The 18,394-nt window shown below is 70.4% G+C and carries 17 protein-coding genes and 1 tRNA gene; 5 read left to right on the forward strand and 13 right to left on the reverse strand.

From position 1 onward, the window contains the following. Nucleotides 1-169: 169 nt before the first annotated feature. On the forward strand, nt 170-2,689 hold the full coding sequence (locus GVL05_RS08655) for an ATP-dependent Clp protease ATP-binding subunit (RefSeq protein ID WP_123294552.1): 2,520 nt from the start codon (nt 170-172) through the stop codon (nt 2,687-2,689). A gap of 84 nt (nt 2,690-2,773) precedes the next feature. On the opposite strand, the gene GVL05_RS08660 is transcribed toward GVL05_RS08655, so the two are convergent. Next, nucleotides 2,774-3,226, reverse strand: coding sequence for an SRPBCC family protein (locus GVL05_RS08660; protein ID WP_159572854.1), 453 nt, complete (start codon nt 3,224-3,226; stop codon nt 2,774-2,776). Between the two features lie 98 nt (nt 3,227-3,324). Here GVL05_RS08660 and GVL05_RS08665 point away from each other — a divergent pair, with 98 nt between their 5' ends. Continuing rightward, nucleotides 3,325-3,867 carry an amino-acid N-acetyltransferase gene (locus GVL05_RS08665; RefSeq protein WP_173170102.1) on the forward strand — a complete coding sequence of 181 codons (543 nt, stop codon included), beginning with the start codon at nt 3,325-3,327 and terminating at the stop codon, nt 3,865-3,867. Nucleotides 3,868-3,931: 64 nt separating this feature from the next. Continuing rightward, entirely contained in the window at nt 3,932-4,600 is a 669-nt protein-coding gene (locus GVL05_RS08670; protein ID WP_123937228.1) for a hypothetical protein, read from the forward strand. A gap of 93 nt (nt 4,601-4,693) precedes the next feature. Here the strand turns inward: GVL05_RS08670 and GVL05_RS08675 are convergent, their stop codons facing one another. Together GVL05_RS08675 and GVL05_RS08680 are read right to left on the reverse strand one after the other, a co-directional pair. Beyond that, nucleotides 4,694-5,425, reverse strand: a complete 732-nt coding sequence (locus tag GVL05_RS08675) for a DUF3800 domain-containing protein (RefSeq protein WP_123339190.1) — start codon at nt 5,423-5,425, stop codon at nt 4,694-4,696. 74 nt (nt 5,426-5,499) lie between these two features. Continuing rightward, a complete protein-coding gene (locus tag GVL05_RS08680; RefSeq protein ID WP_017887662.1) occupies nt 5,500-5,709 on the reverse strand; it encodes a cold-shock protein in 210 nt (69 codons plus the stop codon). A 281-nt stretch (nt 5,710-5,990) separates the two neighbouring features. Here GVL05_RS08680 and GVL05_RS08685 point away from each other — a divergent pair, with 281 nt between their 5' ends. Next, complete coding sequence (locus GVL05_RS08685; protein ID WP_131844936.1) at nt 5,991-6,374, forward strand: SseB family protein; 384 nt, start codon at nt 5,991-5,993, stop codon at nt 6,372-6,374. 58 nt (nt 6,375-6,432) lie between these two features. Here the strand turns inward: GVL05_RS08685 and radA are convergent, their stop codons facing one another. Continuing rightward, nucleotides 6,433-7,794 carry a DNA repair protein RadA gene (gene radA / locus GVL05_RS08690; RefSeq protein WP_185021261.1) on the reverse strand — a complete coding sequence of 454 codons (1,362 nt, stop codon included), beginning with the start codon at nt 7,792-7,794 and terminating at the stop codon, nt 6,433-6,435. Nucleotides 7,795-7,804: 10 nt separating this feature from the next. Next, a complete protein-coding gene (locus GVL05_RS08695) occupies nt 7,805-8,770 on the reverse strand; it encodes an SGNH/GDSL hydrolase family protein (protein WP_133938706.1) in 966 nt (321 codons plus the stop codon). Nucleotides 8,771-8,913: 143 nt separating this feature from the next. Between GVL05_RS08695 and GVL05_RS08700 the strand changes: the two genes are divergently transcribed. After that, nucleotides 8,914-9,003: transfer RNA gene (locus GVL05_RS08700), tRNA-Ser, on the forward strand. Nucleotides 9,004-9,105: 102 nt separating this feature from the next. Here the strand turns inward: GVL05_RS08700 and GVL05_RS08705 are convergent. The 8 genes from GVL05_RS08705 to GVL05_RS08740 are packed head-to-tail and all read right to left on the reverse strand — an operon-like array spanning nt 9,106 to nt 18,393. Beyond that, entirely contained in the window at nt 9,106-9,525 is a 420-nt protein-coding gene (locus GVL05_RS08705; RefSeq protein WP_131844908.1) for a hypothetical protein, read from the reverse strand. 41 nt (nt 9,526-9,566) lie between these two features. Next, a complete protein-coding gene (locus tag GVL05_RS08710; RefSeq protein ID WP_159572856.1) occupies nt 9,567-9,974 on the reverse strand; it encodes a hypothetical protein in 408 nt (135 codons plus the stop codon). A gap of 56 nt (nt 9,975-10,030) precedes the next feature. Continuing rightward, nucleotides 10,031-10,639 (reverse strand): biotin transporter BioY, encoded by a 609-nt coding sequence (locus tag GVL05_RS08715; RefSeq protein WP_159572858.1) that lies wholly within the window; start codon nt 10,637-10,639, stop codon nt 10,031-10,033. A gap of 45 nt (nt 10,640-10,684) precedes the next feature. Further along, nucleotides 10,685-11,377 carry a TetR/AcrR family transcriptional regulator gene (locus GVL05_RS08720; protein WP_131844905.1) on the reverse strand — a complete coding sequence of 231 codons (693 nt, stop codon included), beginning with the start codon at nt 11,375-11,377 and terminating at the stop codon, nt 10,685-10,687. Between the two features lie 23 nt (nt 11,378-11,400). After that, entirely contained in the window at nt 11,401-13,167 is a 1,767-nt protein-coding gene (gene atzF, locus GVL05_RS08725; RefSeq protein ID WP_159572860.1) for an allophanate hydrolase, read from the reverse strand. Then, nucleotides 13,164-16,853, reverse strand: coding sequence for an urea carboxylase (uca, locus tag GVL05_RS08730; RefSeq protein ID WP_200849185.1), 3,690 nt, complete (start codon nt 16,851-16,853; stop codon nt 13,164-13,166). Before uca ends, atzF begins: the two co-directional genes overlap by 4 nt. Next, entirely contained in the window at nt 16,850-17,554 is a 705-nt protein-coding gene (locus GVL05_RS08735; RefSeq protein ID WP_134195549.1) for an urea amidolyase associated protein UAAP2, read from the reverse strand. The genes uca and GVL05_RS08735 overlap by 4 nt, the downstream gene beginning before the upstream one ends. After that, nucleotides 17,554-18,393 (reverse strand): urea amidolyase associated protein UAAP1, encoded by an 840-nt coding sequence (locus GVL05_RS08740; protein WP_134195551.1) that lies wholly within the window; start codon nt 18,391-18,393, stop codon nt 17,554-17,556. The genes GVL05_RS08735 and GVL05_RS08740 overlap by 1 nt, the downstream gene beginning before the upstream one ends. Nucleotide 18,394: the final 1 nt, after the last annotated feature.

Raw genomic sequence — 18,394 nt, forward strand, 5'->3', positions numbered from 1 at the left:
CCGTCGTCTGTTCCGTTCGCTCACTGCGCACATCGCGCAGTGAGGTCACGCCCACGGCGAACAGGGGCAGCCCGCACGGGGAGCGCTGGTTACTCTCGGAGTACGTGACCGGACTCAGACGAGACCGGACCAGCTGTCGGCTCCGTCAGAAAGGGCCAAGGGAGAGCACATGTTCGAGAGATTCACCGACCGAGCCCGTCGTGTTGTCGTCCTCGCTCAAGAAGAAGCGAAGATGCTCAACCACAACTACATCGGCACCGAGCACATCCTCCTCGGCCTGATCCACGAGGGCGAGGGCGTTGCTGCCAAGGCGCTGGAGTCGCTCGGCATCTCGCTCGACGCCGTCCGCGAGCAGGTCCAGGACATCATCGGCCAGGGTCAGCAGCAGCCGACCGGGCACATCCCGTTCACGCCGCGTGCCAAGAAGGTGCTCGAGCTGTCCCTGCGCGAAGCGCTGCAGCTCGGCCACAACTACATCGGTACCGAGCACATCCTGCTCGGCCTGATCCGCGAGGGCGAGGGCGTCGCAGCCCAGGTGCTCGTGAAGCTCGGCGCCGACCTCAACCGGGTCCGCCAGCAGGTCATCCAGCTCCTGTCCGGCTACCAGGGCAAGGAAGCGGTCGCCGTCGGCGGCGAGCAGCAGCAGAACGCGCAGCAGGGTTCGCAGGTCCTCGACCAGTTCGGTCGCAACCTCACCCAGGCCGCGCGCGACGGCAAGCTCGACCCCGTCATCGGGCGCGAGAAGGAGATGGAGCGGGTCATGCAGATCCTCTCCCGCCGCTCCAAGAACAACCCCGTCCTGATCGGTGAGCCCGGCGTCGGCAAGACCGCCGTCGTCGAGGGCCTCGCCCAGGCGATCGTCAAGGGCGACGTGCCCGAGACGCTGAAGGACAAGCAGCTCTACTCGCTCGACCTCGGGTCGCTCATCGCCGGGTCCCGCTACCGCGGTGACTTCGAGGAGCGCCTGAAGAAGGTCACGAAGGAGATCCGCACCCGCGGCGACATCATCGTCTTCATCGACGAGATCCATACGCTCGTCGGTGCCGGTGCTGCCGAAGGTGCGATCGACGCCGCCTCGATCCTCAAGCCCCTCCTCGCCCGCGGTGAGCTCCAGACCATCGGTGCCACCACGCTCGACGAGTACCGCAAGCACTTCGAGAAGGACGCCGCACTCGAGCGTCGCTTCCAGTCGGTGCAGGTCAACGAGCCGTCGCTGCCGCACACGATCAACATCCTCAAGGGCCTGCGCGACAAGTACGAGGCGTTCCACAAGGTGTCCATCACCGACGGTGCGATCGTCTCGGCCGCCAACCTGGCGGACCGCTACGTGCAGGACCGCTTCCTGCCGGACAAGGCCATCGACCTGATCGACGAGGCCGGCGCACGCCTGCGCCTCTCGATCCTGTCGGCGCCCCCGGAGCTCCGCGAGTTCGACGAGAAGATCTCGACGGTCCGTGGGTCGAAGGAAGCCGCCATCGAGGAGCAGGACTTCGAGAAGGCAGCCTCGCTGCGCGACGAGGAGAAGAAGCTCCTGGGTGAGCGTCTCCGCCTCGAGAAGCAGTGGCGTGCCGGTGACGTCGCCGCGTCCGGCACCGTCGACGAGGGCATCATCGCCGAGGTCCTGGCGCAGGCCACGGGCATCCCGGTCTTCAAGCTCACCGAAGAGGAGACCTCGCGTCTCGTCTTCATGGAGAAGGCACTGCACCAGCGGGTCATCGGTCAGGAAGAAGCCATCTCGGCCCTGTCCAAGACCATCCGCCGGACCCGTGCCGGTCTGAAGGACCCGAACCGCCCCTCGGGCTCGTTCATCTTCGCCGGGCCCACGGGCGTCGGCAAGACCGAGCTCGCCAAGGCACTCGCCGAGTTCCTGTTCGACGACGAGGGCGCACTGATCTCCCTCGACATGTCGGAGTTCGGTGAGAAGCACACCGTCTCGCGTCTGTTCGGTGCCCCTCCCGGGTTCGTCGGGTTCGAAGAGGGCGGCCAGCTCACCGAGAAGGTGCGCCGCAAGCCGTTCTCCGTGGTCCTGTTCGACGAGATCGAGAAGGCCCACCCGGACATCTTCAACTCGCTGCTGCAGGTGCTCGAGGAAGGCCGTCTCACCGACGGTCAGGGCCGCGTGGTCGACTTCAAGAACACCGTCATCATCATGACCACGAACCTCGGTTCGCAGGGCATCGCCGGTGGCCCGGTGGGCTTCCAGGTCGAGGGTGACTCGGCCGTCGGCTACGACCGCATGCGCGGCAAGGTCAACGAAGAGCTCAAGAAGCACTTCAAGCCGGAGTTCCTGAACCGCGTCGACGACACGATCGTGTTCCCGCAGCTGTCGCAGCCCGAGCTGCTGCAGATCGTGGACCTGTTCGTGAAGCGTCTGGCGGACCGTCTGCTCGACCGCGACATGACGGTGGAGCTCACCCTCCCCGCCAAGGAGCAGCTCATCAAGGTCGGGTTCGACCCGTCCCTCGGTGCACGCCCGCTGCGTCGCGCGATGCAGCACGAGGTCGAGGACCAGCTGTCCGAGCACATCCTGCAGGGTGAGCTCACCGCCGGTGACCACGTGAAGGTCGACTTCGTTGACGGTGCGTTCCACTTCGAGACCGGGCGTCAGCCGGGCCGCGAAGAGGTCCTCGCCGGCGCAGCCGCGGTCGAGACCGCGACCGACGCGCCCCAGGGTGAGATCGAGTCCTAGACCCGACACCAGACAGACGGGAGGCCCGGTGCCAGCTGGCACCGGGCCTCCCGTCTGTCCGTGTGCGGACGTGTCAGGCCGTGATCACGCCTGCACGTCGCCGCGCCAGCCCGTGTCGGTCGGAGCCGACTCGACGCGCTCCTTGTAGTTCTGCAGGTCCTTCTTGATGGCGTGGCCACCGACGCCGACCGCAGCGCCGAGCTTCTCGAGGAAGCCGGACGGCTCCCAGTCGATCTGCGCGGTCACACGCGTCTCGTCGTCGGAGAGCTTGTGGAAGGTGACGACGCCGGCGTGGTCGGTCTCGCCGTCCTTCACGGCCCAGGCGACCCGCTCGTCGGAGTGCTGCTCGGTGATGACGGCGCGGAACTCGCGCTCCTGGCCGGCGACCTTGACGGTCCAGTCGGTGGTCTTGTCGTCGACCTGGACGATCTTCTCGACCTCGTCGAGGAAGTGCGGGAACTCCTCGAAGCGGGTCCACTGACCGTACGCTGCGGAGACGGGGACGTTGACGTCGACGGTTTCGATGATCTGAGGCATGGTGTCGACGGTAGGCGGCCGCGCCTGGGCGCAGTACAGCGGGATGTCCCCCGGAGCGGTCGGCTGCCGCTCGTCCACGCGCGGCTATGGTTGTCGGGATGACAGAGCACGGGAAGCACGCGTTCCACGAACGTGACGAGCACGGGATCCTGGTGCGTCCGGCACTCGCCTCGGACGTCCCGCACATCCAGCGGCTCATCGCCCCCTACGTCGATCGGCGCATCCTGCTCGGCAAGGAGAACGTCGCGCTGTACGGCTCGATCCAGCAGTTCCGGATCGCCGAGGGCCCAGACGGCGTCCCGATCGGCTGTGGTGCCCTCGCCGTCTTCTGGGACGACATCGCCGAGGTGCGCACGCTCGCCCTCGACGCCGACTGGATCCACAAGCGCGTCGGACACCGGATGCTCGAGGCGCTCGAACACGACGGCCGTGAACTCGGCGTCGCGCGGATCTTCTGCCTGACGTTCGAGGTCGACTTCTTCGCGAAGCACGGCTACCTGGAGATCGGCGAGCAGGTCGTCGAACCGGCGGTCTACGCCGAGCTGGTGCGGTCGTCGGACGAAGGGGTCGCGGAGTTCCTCGACCTCGCCCGGGTCAAGCCGAACACCCTCGGCAACACCCGCATGCTGAAGATCCTCTGACGCTTTCGCGCGGCACCCGGCGGGGGTCCCGCACCGGGCATCCGCGGTTGTCTACCCTGTGCGCATGTCGTCGTTGCGTCACCCCGTCGGGCCCGAGAAGCCGGTCGTGTACTGGCGCCGTCGTGCAGCTGTGCTCGGCGCGCTCGTGATCATCATCGTGGTGGTCGTGCTCATCGTCGTCGGACGAGGGAGCGCGTCGACCCCGACGGCAGCGCCCACGTCCTCGCCGTCCGCTTCGGCCCCGGCTTCGGCCGGTGGTGCTTCGTCCGCTGCCCCGTCCCGTTCGGCGTCGGCATCTGCGTCGGCGTCTGGGTCGGGCGCTGCCGACGGGTCGACGTGCAGCAAGGACCAGGTCGTCCTCACGCCCGTGCTCGACAAGGAGGCGTACGGCCCCACCGAGGACCCGAAGATCGCCATGTCGATCAAGAACACCGGCACGAACTCGTGCCACCTCGACCTCGGGTCAGCGCAGCAGGTGCTGACGATCAGCTCGGGCGAGGAGCAGTACTGGTCGTCGAAGGACTGCCAGACCGGCGGCACGAACCAGGACGTCACGATCAAGTCCGGGCAGACCCTGACCACGCCCGCGATCGCCTGGGACCGCACCCGGTCGTCCACCACGACGTGCGATGCGTCCCGCCCGGCGGTCTCGGCCGACGGGGCGAGCTACCACCTACAGGTCGCGGTGGGGAACCTCGAGTCGAAGGCCTCGGTGCAGTTCATCCTGCAGTAGCCCGGGCGTCGCGCGGGCTGGTAGCCTCGATGCAAGTGGATTGGGAATGCCCGATCGGCGTCGAACCCCCGGAGCCCCCGGGGGTTCTCGCTTTCACGGGTACACCTTCAGGCCCCAGCCCTTCACCGAACCAGACGGCGACTTCGGCATGCGCTCGAGGATCCGGTCCCACGCGCGGTTGGGCTGCTCGGGCTTGAGGAGATGTGTGCCGATCGGACGAGCGACGAGATCGGCGATCTGGAGCCCGGCACTGTTCGTCTGCTTGCTCGCGATCTTGAAACGGAAGGTCTCGGCCATCCCACGCATCTTCGTGGTGCTCATGATTCGGTCGAACTCGGCCTCCAGCTCCCTGTCCTCGGAGCGGCCCCGGCTCTCGAAGACCACGAACGTCTCGCAACGGGACGCTCCTCGATCCTGGAGCTGCAAGAAGACCCGTTCGAGCCCGAACTCGAGCGCGACGTGGTACGGACTCGTGTCCTCCCCGACCCGGCGGACGAACTCGTGCTTCCGGATGGCGGATGCAACCACCCCGAAGCGCTCATCGAACACGGCGTCGACTCTTGCCATGAAATCGCTGCGGACGGAGGCGTTCAGGAGGATGTCGAACGGCGGAGCTGACTGACGCATCTCCCGCTCGTGGAGGACGACCATGTCGTGGTTGAAGAAGTCGAACTTGAGGCGTTGGACGAGCGGAACGATCCGGTCGACGTAGACGTCGACGGGGAAGATGCAGAACGCGAGCACGAACATCGGGTAGTCCGGATTGATGCGCGTGAGACTGTGATCTCCGCTTTCGTCGACGTAGACGATGTATCCACTGCGCACCGGTCCAACATATCAGTGGACAGCAAACGGCCCCGCCGTCCAGAGGACGACGGGGCCGTTCGAAGCTGATGTGATCAGCCGAGGACGGTGATGTTCTCCGCCTGCGGGCCCTTGCGGCCCTCGGTGATGTCGAACTCCACCTTCTGGTTCTCCTCCAGCGACTTGTAGCCGTTGCCGGCGATCGCGGAGAAGTGCGCGAAGACGTCAGCGCTTCCGTCGTCCGGGGCGATGAAGCCGAAGCCCTTTTCGTTGTTGAACCACTTGACGGTACCGGTAGATGCCATGATGGCGTTTCCTTAGCTTTCTTGCGTTCCGCCATGGTGCGATCGCACCTGCGGAGCCCCGACGTACGTCGACGGGGGTGATGCGCCACGCGGGCAGGTGCCGGCGGGACGGGTTCGGGGTCAGGCCTGATGGCCAGTGACCCTGGTAGTCCGAGTTGAGGGGCAAACCACCTCGCTCGAACGTTGAGCGCCGCCGAAGCGGTTCCATCAGGCTAGCGTGCTCAGAGCCGACTGGCTACCCGTGCGTCACTGAACGACGAAAATCTGGTGGAATTGCTCAGATGGCAGACAAGGAACAGCGCTTCCGGAGTGAACAACTCGAGGAAGCCCTCGCGAAGCAGGACGTCGCTGCGGTGGCGTTCGCGCTGCGCAACGACATCGTGATCGTCCCCCGGCTCGTGACCGGCAAGAAGGACATGCAGGTGCGGGTGTTCGGGCGCGAAGGCTCCGAGAAGCGCATCCTGCTGCTGTTCTCGTCGGCTGACGCCTACACGGCGATGGTGCCGGACGAGAAGATCCGGCAGGTCATGGTCTACGACGGGCCTCGGCTCGAGGAGTTCCTGGCCGCCCACCTCGACATGCTCGAGGGCGTGTTCTTCGACATCGCCGGGCCGAACACCATGCAGGCGAGTCCGGAGGACCTGCTGGCCGCATTGCGCGCTTAGCACTGGCCGTCGGGCTGTCCGCGGTGGGCCGTCGGGCTGTCCGCGGTGGGCCGTCGGCTCAGAACGCGCGGTCGAGCTCGCGCTCGCGAGCTGACTGCGTCATCGAGAACGCCACACGCAGTGCTTCGCGCAGATGCCCGGAGTCGGCACCGAGGACTGTCGTGAAGCCGAGTCGGCTCGCCTCGTTCACCCGTTGCTTGGTCCCCGTGGCCGGACGGATCTCGCCCGCCAGGCTGATCTCGCCCACGGCCGCGAGCGTGTGCGGGTACGGACGGTCCCGTGCTGCACTCGCCAGGGCCAGTGCGATCGCCAGGTCGGCGCCGGGTTCGGTGAGCTTCATGCCGCCCACCGTCGAGACGTAGACGTCGGCATCGGAGAGCTTGAGGCCGGCTCGGCGTTCGAGCACCGCGAGCAGCATCGCCACGCGTGAGGCATCGACACCGTTCACGACCCGACGGGGCTGCGGCGCGGAGCTCGGCACGATGAGCGCCTGGACCTCCACCGGGAGCGCCCGACGCCCCTCGAGCGCCACGGTCACGCACGTGCCGGAGACCGGGGTCGCGTTCTTGGACATGAACAGGCCGCTGGGGTCCGGGACTTCGTGGATGCCGTCGCCGCCCATGTCGAAGCACCCGACCTCGTCTGTGGGGCCGAAGCGGTTCTTCAGTGCCCGGACGAAGCGGAGCGCGGTCTGCCGGTCGCCCTCGAAGTGGCAGACGACGTCGACCAGGTGCTCGAGCAGGCGCGGCCCGGCGATCGTGCCGTCCTTCGTGACGTGGCCGACGATCAGGACGGGGAGGGCGCGGTCCTTCGCGATGCGGATCAGGGTCGAGGCGACTTCGCGCACCTGGGAGGTGCCGCCCGCGATGCCGTCGATCGAGCTGGACGAGATGGTCTGGACGGAGTCGGCGATGAGCAGGTCCGGCTTGACCTGGTCGATCTGGCCGATGATGACGCCGAGGTCGACCTCGCTCGCCAGGTAGAGGTCGTCGTGCATCGCCCCGGTGCGCTCGGCCCGGAGCCGGACCTGGTCGACGGACTCTTCCGCACTGACGTAGAGGACGCGCTTGCCGGAAGCGGCCGCCCGTGAAGCGACCTCGAGCAGGAGCGTGGACTTGCCGACGCCGGGTTCGCCGGACAGCAGGACCGCGGCACCGGGGACGACCCCGCCGCCGAGCACGCGGTCGAACTCGCCGATGCCGGTCTGCCAGCGCTGCACCGTCGTGCCGCGGGCCTCGGTGATGGGGCGGGCCGCGCGGGCCCCGGTGACGGCGACGGCCGCCGTGCCCCGGGTGCTCGCCGAGACCGCCGAGGAGTCCTCGACCGTGCCCCAGGTCTGGCACTCGCCGCACCGGCCGACCCACTTGACACTGGTCCAGCCGCACTCGGTGCATCGGTAGAGGGACTGCGGGCGCGCCATGTCGTCGAGGCTAGGCCGTGCCGCCGACATCGCCGGAGCGGTGCACCGGCTCGTCGGGCAGGGCGATCGACCCCGTCATCCGGTTGCGGATCCGTTCGACGGGATTCGGTCGGTTGGCGTGGTCGAGTGCCTCGGCACCGTCGGTGTCCTGCTCGGCACGAGCGTTCGCGACCGCCCCGGCCTCACGCCCGAGGTTCTCGGCCTCACGCGCCGAGAGGTAGTGCCGGATCGCCGCGACCGTGTCGACCCGGGCGTCGACCGCCGGCTCGAACGCGCTCGCCCAGACCTCGTACCCCCGGTCGTTCGGGTGGAACAGGTCGCCGTAGCTGTTGAAGAACGTGCGACGGACCCCGACCCGCTTCGTGATCGTGTGCAGCGGCGCCACGGTCAGCCCGAACTCGGCGGCCACACGGTGCACGATCTCGTTCGCCACCGCCACCTTGCGCTCACGGTCCGGCACGAACATGCACGGCAGCTCGGCCACCACGGCGTGCGACGGCACCGCGCCGTAGATCGCCCGGATGTTCCGCTCGAACTTGTCCGGGTCGAAGTCCGCGATGTCGTTCGCCCCGATCGACACCGTGCAGATGTCGGGTGTGTACTGCCGGAGCTTCGGCAACTGGTCGCGCTTGGCGCCCCAGGTCGTCGAGCCCGAGACGCTCAGGTTCACGACCCGCACCGACTCGTGGGAACGGTGCCGGATCCGTCGCGCCAACAGGCCCACGTACCCGCGGGACGGCACCGTCGCGCCCACGCCCTGCGCCGCCGAGTCGCCGATCGCCACGTACAGGAGCTGCCCCTCGTGCTGCTGTCGCTCGTGCCACCAGTCGGCGTGGATCGGCAGCATGTCGACCACCCGTTGCGCAGCCGCCCGTTGGCCCTTGACGCCGGCCCGGGCCCCGACGGCGGCTGCCCCGAGGACACCGGCCCCACCGAGGACGGACGTCAGGAGTGCGATGAGCGTGCGGGTCTTCATGCCGTGGACGGTACGCCCGCAGGCCGAGTCGACGACGTGGGCGGCCTGTGGGTGTGGGAAGAGCCCTGGGGGTGACCGCCTGTGGAGGGCGAGCCGACGTCGGGTGGCGTGACGGGCCTCCCGGATCGTGTAAACTCTTTCCCGGTACCGTGTCCGAGCGGCCGAAGGATCATGTCTCGAAAACATGTGTGGGGGCAACTCCACCGTGGGTTCAAATCCCACCGGTACCGCCACTTCTCAGAAGACCCCCGTTCACGCGGGGGTTTTCTGCATTTCCAAGTGCAGCACCGATCGCCCTCGAGGGCGTGAGCGACCGGGGCGCTCTGCAGCCGGGTTCAGCGCCGCTTGCGGAGTGCGTTCGTCGCCCACAACGCGACGGCGATCAGCACGGGCTGGAACAGGAGCCGGACGAACCGCTTGGTGTCCGTGTCCAGGCCGAAGCCGTCCCGGTGGTGCATCCACTGGGCGATGTTGCCCGGGAAGATCGCGGTGAAGAACACCGCTGCGACCCACCCGACGGTGGCCTGCCGACGGACCAGCAGCACGAGGGCGGCGCCGAGGGAGATCTCGGCGATGCCCGACGCCAGGACCGTGACGTCCGGGTCCAGGGGGACGAACTCCGGCACCTGGGCCCGGAACTCCTGGCGTGCGACGGTGAGGTGGCTGATGCCGGCCCAGGTCATGGCGGCGCCCAGCAGGATGCGGACGACGGTGCGGGGCTTGGTCGAGCGGGAAGTGCGGCGGCGGGAGGTCATCAGGGGCACGTGCCTTTCACAGGGGAGGGTGGAGCGGTGCGTCAACCGACGCTGCGGATGCGACGCCGGCGGGTGAGTTCGAACACGATCACTGCACCGGTCGCCGCGAGCAGGCCGACGCGATGCGCGCGGGCCACCGCCGTCGCGCCGGAGACGGCCAGCGCTGCGGCGGCGACGGTTCCTACGGTGACGGTGCGGTCCTCGAGGTCGAGGCCGGTGCGCACCGCTCCGAGTGCCGTCGCTGCGGCAGCGGCAGCCGTGGTCCACGGACGTGCGCCCTGCGCGAGGGTTGCGCCGGCTGCGATCTCGAGCAGCGGCACCAGGAGTGCGTGCGGGAGGCCGGGCACGAAACCGCGTTCCTGCATCCGGTGCGCCCGGACCGGCAGGGGACGCGTCATCGACGTGCCTGCTCCGTGCAGGGCGAGGAGCATGCCGGCGGACCGGATCATCGGCTGTGCGCAATCATGTTGTGCACAACCTAACACGGTGGCCCGCCGAATGCGCCTCAGCGGCCTGCGTCCCGCGCAGCCACGCGTCGCCGAACCGCCGCCGTCCACCCGAGCGAGATGGCACCGGCACCGAGCAGCGCCTTCACCGCACCGCCGAGGACGAACGGGTACAGCCCGAACTCGAGCGTCTGCTGCAGGTCGAGCCCGAGCGACACCGCGAGCCAGACCATGCCGACCGCGAAGGTCACGACGGTGCCGAGCGCGAAGGACAGCGCCGAGTTCCGCAGGGGGCGGTCGCCGAAGCGTTCGGCGATCCACCCGACGAGGGCAGCGGCGGCGACGAAGCCGACGATGTACCCGCCGGAGGGACTGACGAGCACGCCGACCCCGGCCGAGCCACCCGCGAAGACCGGCAGCCCGATGACTCCGAGCAGCGCGTAGACGACCATCGACAGGGCACCGCGGCGCGCACCGAGGGCGCTGCCGACCAGGAGGACGGCGAGCGTCTGCCCGGTGATCGGGACGGGCCAGAGCGGGACGGACACCTGTGCGGCGCCGGCAGTGAGCAGTGCGCCGCCGAGGACGAGTGCCGTGCTCACGACCGCGGTGCGGGGGAGCAGGGCGTCGGCGAGCGGACGGTGTGCGGTGGGGGAGAGCGCGGTCATGGCAGAACCTCCAGATGGGGCGACGGAGACGAACGGAAGAGCTAGTCAGACGGTGACGGCGGCGAGCAACGACTCGGCCTCGCGCCGGGCATCGGCGACTGCAGCGGTGTCGAGTCCGCACGCCCGCAGGCAGGTCGCGACGATGGCGTCGCGGTCGGCCTCCTCGACGCCGCCGACGCGGCGGAGCTGGATGACGGTCTCGGCGAGCTGGATGAGGATCCCGCCGAGCCGGGCGGGATCAATCGAGGCATCGACGTCGGCGGCGGCGGCGAGCGACCCGAGGCGCCCGTAGGCGTCTCGCAGCTCGATCCGCTCGGCCCGGAACCCGTCGTAGCGCTCGCCCTGCACCTCGGGCAGCAGGTAGAGCGTGCCGATGTTGTGGGGGGTGCGGGCGAGGGTCTCGACGTCGATCAGGACGAGCGCGGCCAGGGCACCGGCGGCCGATGCCGACGACGGCACCCGGGCTTCGAGGCCGCGGACCACCTCGAGACTCGGCCGGACCGAGGTCGTCAGGAGTTCGACGAGCATGTCGTCCTTGCCGGCGAAGTGGTAGTACAGCGACGCCTGGCGGATGCCGACCCGCTCCGCGATGGCTCGGGTCGAGGTCGCGCTGATGCCGTTCTCGACGAACAGGGCGGCGGCGGCGTCGAGGATCTGGTCGCGGGGACTGAGCGCCGAGTCGGCGTTCGGGACGGCCCTCGGGCGACCGGGCCTGGCCGGTCGGTCGTCGGAGGACATGGAGTCATCCTCCCAGCGCGGCGTCATGCTTGCTCGCGGTAGGCCCGCCAGCCGCCGAACGCCGTGATGTCGGCGGCGCCCTCGACGGCGAACGGCTCGACCAGGAAACCGGTGACGTCGGTTCCGTCCTCGAGTGCCACGGTGCCGATGGCCATCGGCGTGGGCAGGGACGCCACGAAGGTGCCGAACCCAGCGGCGGGCAGCCGCCAGACCTCACCGGCGATGCTCGAGCCCGACCCCGAAGCCGAGCCGGAGCCCGAGCCCGACCCCGAGCCGGAGCCCGAGCCCGAGCCCGACCCCGAAGCCGACCCCGACTCGGGCGCGTCAGCGCCGGACGCGACCGGCCCCACCCGGACCAGCCCGGGCTTTGGCGGCACCGTGTCGAGGGCGTACAGCCGGTAGTCGGACGCGGTGCGGGCCTCCCGGACGAACGATCCGCCGGACGCGACCAGCTGGCCGTTCAGCGGCTGGTCGCGGAGGTGCGCTCCGACGACCAGCAGGTCGACGGTGGGCGCGAGGAACGCGGCGCCGAGCGCCGCGAGCCGTCGGTCGGTGAACGCCGGACCGGTCAGCATGATCCCGAACGGCAGGCCGTCGACGAACCCGGCAGGGACGGCGAGCGAGGCCATGTCGAGCAGGTTGGCGAAGTTCGTGTACCGGCCCATCCGGCTGTTCGCGCCGATCGGATCGGCCGCGACCTCGTCGAGGGTGGGGTGCCACGTCGTGGTGGGCGTGAGGAGCGCTGTGGTGCCGGCGAGGGCGGCGCGTCCCGCGGCGCCGAGCACGTCGAGGCGTTCCTGGTCCGCGAAGAGGTCCGCTGCCGTGGGTCGGGCGCCACCCAGGACGATCGTGGCGACCGACGGGTCCAGGTCGTCGCCGATCAGGTCGCGGTGCGCCTCGACGTGCGCGCCGACGGCGGCGTACCGCTCGGCGACGAACGCGCCGTCGTAGAGCAGCGACGCTGCGTCGAGCAGGGGTGCGATGTCGACCTCGACCACCTGGTGGCCGAGTGCGCGGAAGCGCTCGACGGCGGCGGCGAAGGCCTCGGCCCAGCCCGGCGCGAGGCCCTCGAGCTGCGACGGCAGCGGGATCGCGATCCGCGGGACGGCGGGCACGTCGGCGAGGGCGACGTCGATGCGGGCGAGCGGGTCGGTGTCGTCCGGCCCGGCCATCAGCTCCGCCGCCGTGCGGGCGAGGTCGAGCGACCGGGCGAAGACCGTGACGCAGTCCTGCGAGCGGCAGGCCGGCACGACACCGGTGTTCGGCACCAGGCCCTTGGTCGGCTTCACACCGACCAGGTTGCCGAGCGCCGCCGGCACGCGGCCGGAGCCCGCGGTGTCCGTGCCGAGTGCGAAGTCGACGATGCCGAGCGCGACGGCTGTGGCGGAACCGCTCGACGACCCACCGGAGATACGGGTCGGGTCCCACGCGTTCCGGACCGCGCCGAAGGGTGACCGGGTGCCGACCAGGCCGGTGGCGAACTGGTCGAGGTTCGTCTTGCCGACGACGACCGCGCCGGCGGCGCGCAGGCGGGCGACGCCGGTCGCGTCGGCGGCGGGCTCGTACGCGTAGGAGCGGGCGGCTGCCGTCGTGGGCAGGCCGGCGACGTCGATGTTGTCCTTGACGGCGAACAGGAGGCCGGCGAGGGGGAGCGTCGGGTCGACGGCCTCGGCCTCCTGCAGGACCGCGGCGCGGTCGCGCAGGGTGATCCAGACCTCGGGCCGGTCGACGGCGTCGATGCGGTCGAAGGCGTCGCGGACGCGGTCCGCAGCGGCGCTCGCCGCGCTCACGCTCCCGCTCCGATCGCGGCCAGGACCTGCCCCGGTGCGACCTGGTCGCCCGGCTTGATGTAGACCTCCAACACGTGGCCTTCCACCGGTGCGTGCACCATCGACTCCATCTTCATCGCCTCCACTGCCAACAACTTCTGTCCCTCGTCCACCCGGTCGCCCGGTCGCACGTCCACCTGCCACACCGTCGAGGTGAAGGGTGCGGTCACGGCCGTCGCCCCGGCGGGAAGGACGACCTCGTCCGCCACGACGGCGGCCGGTTCGTCGCGCACGTCGAACTCGCCGGAGGCTCGCCACCGCTCCTTCTCCTCGCCGAACGCTCGCGCTTGCTGCGCCCGGAAGTCCGCGATCGAGCCCGCGTTCGCCTCGAGGAAGCGGTTGTACGAGGCGATCGAGAACTCGCCGTCGACGGTCTCGAACGAGCCCCGTCCGGCGTCGGTCTCGGCCCGCAGCTCGAGCAGCTCGTCGGCACCGACCGGGTACCACTCGATGCGATCGAAGAAGCGCAGCGCCCACGGGTCCTCCTGGAACAGCCCGCCGCGGCGGAACCGGTTCCAGATCTGCACGGTGCGCCCGACGAACTGGTAGCCGCCCGGCCCCTCCATGCCGTAGATGCAGAGGTACGCACCGCCGATCCCGACGGAGTTCTCGGCGGTCCAGGTGCGGGCCGGGTTGTACTTCGTCGTCACGAGACGGTGCCGGGGGTCGAGCGGTGTGGCGACCGGGGCGCCGAGGTAGACGTCGCCCAGGCCGAGCACGAGGTAGCTCGCGTCGAAGACGGTGCGGAAGACGTCGTCGACGCTCTCCAGACCGTTGATGCGCCGGATGAACTCGATGTTCCAGGGGGTCCACGGAGCGTCGTTCCGCACGCCGTTCATGTAGCGCTCGATGGCGAGGCGTGTGGCGGGGTCGTCCCACGACAACGGGAGCTTGACGGTGCGCGACGGCACGACGAGCTGGTCGGTGGGCGGGATCTCGTCCTCGAGTTCGCGGAGGAGCCCGGCCACGTCACGGGCCTTCAGGACCGACGCGTCGGTGTGCACCTGCAGCGAGCGGATGCCCGGGGTGATGTCGAGGACGCCCTTCGGCGCCTCCTGCTGCAGCTTCGTCATGAGCGCGTGCACGCGCATGCGAAGCGCGATGTCGAGCGTCATGTCGCCGTACTCGACGAGCACGTTGTCGTCGCCGTCGCGTCGGTAGGCGACGCTCGGACGGACGTCGGTCGCCTCCAGGCGGGTGATCACGCCGTCGTCGCCGTCGCCCCCGGTGCGGGGGACGGTCCGGGAGGCCCGGTTCGCCTCGAGCGCGGCGGCGTCGGCTTCGCGGACGGGGACGAACCGGACCGTGTCACCTGGTCGGAGCTGGCCCAGCTTCCACAGGTCGCCGCTGGCGACCACGGCGGGGCAGACGAAGCCGCCGAGCGAGGGCCCGTCCGGACCCAGGATGATCGGGGTGTCGCCGGTGAAGTCGATCGCACCGACCGCGTACGGGGTGTCGTGGATGTTCGAGGGGTGCAGACCGGCCTCGCCTCCGTCCGTCCGCGCCCACTCGGGTCGGGGCCCGATGAGCCGGATGCCGGTGCGCGCCGAGTTGTGGTGCACGCCGTAGTCGGTGGCGTAGAAGACGTCCAGGTCGGCGCGGGTGAAGAAGTCCGGGGCCGCGTGCGGGCCCTCGGTGACGCCGATCTCCCACGTGTCGGTCAGCGCGGTGCGCCGATCGGCCGGGGTCGGGCCGCCGACCAGGCCCAGTCGGGCGTCCCCGGGGAAGGCGGGGTGCGCCGCGTCGGAGTCCGGGGAGCCCGGCCGCAGGACGTCGCCGGCGAGCAGCGCGCGACCGGCGTGGCCGCCGAAGCCTCCGAGCGTGAACGTGGCGGTGGAGCCGAGGTACGTGGGGACGTCGAAGCCGCCGCGGACGGCCAGGTAGGTGCGCAGGCCGGGCCCGGGCGCCGTCCCGACGGCCAGGGTCTGTCCGGCGCCGACGTCGATCGGCTCCCAGAGCGGGACGGGGTCGCCGTCGAGGGTCGCGGGCGCCGGTGCGCCGGTGAGCGCGACGACGGCGGCGGTCGAGAAGCGCAGCGTCGGACCCGTCGCCGTGATCTCGAGCGCGGGGGCGCCGTCGGGGTTGCCCACGGCGCGGTTCGCCTCGGCGAACGACGCGGCGTCGAACGGTCCGCTCGGCGGGACACCGACCTGCCAGTACCCGACCCGGCCGGGCAGGTCCTGGATCATCGTCATGGTGCCCGGTGCGATGACGTCGATGCGCGGGTCCGGGTCGTCGGTCTCGTCGAGCGTCGAGGTGGAGTGCGTGGCGGCGCGGAGCTCGAGGTCGTCGGTCAGGGCACGGAGCAGCCCGGTGTTCGTCACGATGCCGTCGATCCGCGTGGCGGCGAGGCCGTCGCGCAGCCGGTCGAGGGCGTCGTCGCGGGTCTCGCCGGTGGCGATGACCTTCGCGAGCATCGGATCGTAGAACGCCGAGACCTCGGAGCCGGTCTCGACCCAGCCGTCGACGCGGAGTCCGCTCGGGTCGCCGGACTCGGTGGTCGCGCTCGGGAACACGGCCTGGGTGACGAGGCCGCTCGAGGGCAGCGAGCCCTTCGCCGGGTCCTCGGCGTAGACGCGTGCCTCGACGGCGTGGCCGTTCGGGGTCCAGGTGCGGTCGAAGACGTCGTCGTCGATGCCGTCGGCGCCGTCACGAGCCAGGCGGAGCATGAGGTCGACGAGGTCGACTCCGAAGACCTCTTCGGTCACCGGGTGCTCGACCTGCAGGCGGGTGTTCACCTCGAGGAACGACGCCTCTTCGCGGACCGGGTCGTAGACGAACTCGACGGTGCCGGCGCTGCGGTACCCGACGCTCGCGGCCAGGCGACGGGCGGACTCGTGCAGCTCGCTGCGGACGTGCTCGGGCAGCGCGGGCGCCGGGGCCTCCTCGATGACCTTCTGGTTCCGACGCTGCAACGAGCAGTCCCGGTCGCCGATCACCGCGACGCGCCCGTGGCCGTCGCCGAAGAGCTGGACCTCGACGTGCCGGGCCGGTCGCACCAGGCGCTCCAGGAAGATGCCGGCCGACCCGAAGGCCGCGGTGGCCGTGCGGGTGACGCTCGTGTACGCCGCGCGGACCTCGGCGAGGGTCGCGCACGCCTGCATGCCGATGCCGCCGCCGCCACCGGTGGCCTTGAGCATCACCGGCAAGCCGATGCGCTCGGCCTCGGCCACGGCGTCGTCGACGCTCTCGAGCAGGCCGGTGCCGGCGAGCATCGGGACCCCGGCAGCGGCGGCGAGCTCGCGGGCGGTGTGCTTCGCGCCGAAGCGAACGATCTGGTCGGCGGTCGGCCCGACGAACCGGATGCCCGCGTCCTCGCAGGCGCGGGCGAAGTCCGTGTTCTCCGACAGGAACCCGTAGCCGGGGTGGACCAAGCCGGCGCCGGTGTCCTTCGCTGCCTGCACCACGGCGTCGATGCGGAGGTACGAGTCGCGGGCGGGGGCCGGGCCGAGGCGGACGGCGACGTCGGCCTCGCGGACGTGCGGAGCGGCCCGGTCGGCGTCCGAGTAGACGGCGACGGTCCGCATGCCGAGGGCCTTCGCGGACCGGATCACCCGGCGGGCGATCTCGCCGCGGTTGGCGACGAGGACGGTGTTCTGGTTCAGGGTCACGGTGTCGGTCCCGGTGGGGTCGGGCGCGGCGGTCACGGCTGGACCACGATCATGCGCAGTGGGGTGCAGGAGAAGTCGTTGCACGGGTTGTTCATCTGGGGGCAGTTCGACACGATGACGAGCACGTCGCGTTCTGCCCGGACGGCGACGCGCTTGCCCGGTGCGCTCATGCCGTCGACGATCCCGAGGGCGCCGTCGGCCTCGACCGGGACGTTCATGAACCAGTTGAGGTTCGAAACGATGTCGCGGGCACCGAGGCCGTGCCGGCCGGCCTCCGCCAGGAAGTTCTCGCGGCAGCCGTGCTGGTACTGGGTGTGGTGGCCGTACCGCAGGGTGTTGGACTCCTTCGAGCACGCGCCGCCGATGGTGTCCTGCCGGTCGATCTCGTTCGCGACGACCGTCATGAGCGGGTGCCCCTCGTTCGACATCAGCACGGTGCCGGTGCGGACGTAGGCGTTGCCCTGCGCGGCGAGCGTGTCCGGCACGCTGTAGCGCTCGTCGGGGTCGTGCGCGTCGTAGACCAGGCAGTCGGCGCTCTGGTTGCCGCCGACGTCGACGATGGTGAGCACCTGGCCGGCGCGGACGACGGCGGACCAGGGCGCGAGCGGCTCGACCCGGTCGTCGCGGACGACTTCGCCGGGCACGAGGGACTCGCTCCAGTCGAGGGCGACGTCGGGGGCGTGGACGGCGCCGACCGGGACGGTGGAGGTGCGGGTGTGCGTCGTCGTGTCGGGCATCAGAGGCCTCGTGCTTCCGCGTAGTCGATCGCGTTCAGGTAGGCGCGGGTGAGTTCGGGCGTCGCCGTGAACCGCTCGTCCGCGTCGGTCGTCGGTGCCCCACGCCAGGCGTGCACCCGGAGCGGGCCGACGGCGTACTCCGGCCGGGGGTCGATCGGGTGCGCGACGTTCGCGACGAGCACGAGCAGCGGCAGCTCGACGACGAGGGTGACGTGGTGCCCGGCACCGGCCGAACCGGTGAAGGTCATCGCCCCCTCGTCGTCGATCCGGACGCCCTGGAAGAACGAGACGCTCGGCGGCAGGTCACGCCTCGTCAGCCCGTGCTTGGCGGCGGCCTTCGCGAAGAGCGACCGGCCGCTCGGTGTCGGACCCTCGGGCGCCGCGCCACCGTACTTCGTCTCGTTCCAGGCGTCGGTGGAGGTTCCGCAGAAGGCGTCGTGGTGCCCGGACGTGTCCTCGGCCACCGTCGCCAGGGCCCGGCCGTCGCCGCTGAGCATTGGCGTGCCGGCACCGAGGTAGGCCTGCCACGGGATCTTCTGGGTGTCGGCGACGTTCAACCGCTCCCACGGTTCGAGGGCGTTGAACACCAGCACGTTGGCGCACGCCTCGCCCGTCGGGTCGTCGAACCGCAGCCGCGAGCCCCTGGCCAGGACCTTGTGCGTGTACCCGCCCGGTGCGACGGTCTCGGCCCACACCAGCTGCGCGGGGTCGACGCCCTCGGGGACGAACGGGGACGTCGACGCCGGCAGGTACGGCATGTACTCAGACTGCGTCCCGGCCTGCGCGCGCGCATCGGAACGCGAGGCGAGCACGCTGTCGGTCTGGTGGAGGTCGCGCATG

Origin of the sequence: Curtobacterium sp. 18060, assembly GCF_902706105.1 — a bacterium.
Lineage (GTDB): Bacteria > Actinomycetota > Actinomycetes > Actinomycetales > Microbacteriaceae > Curtobacterium.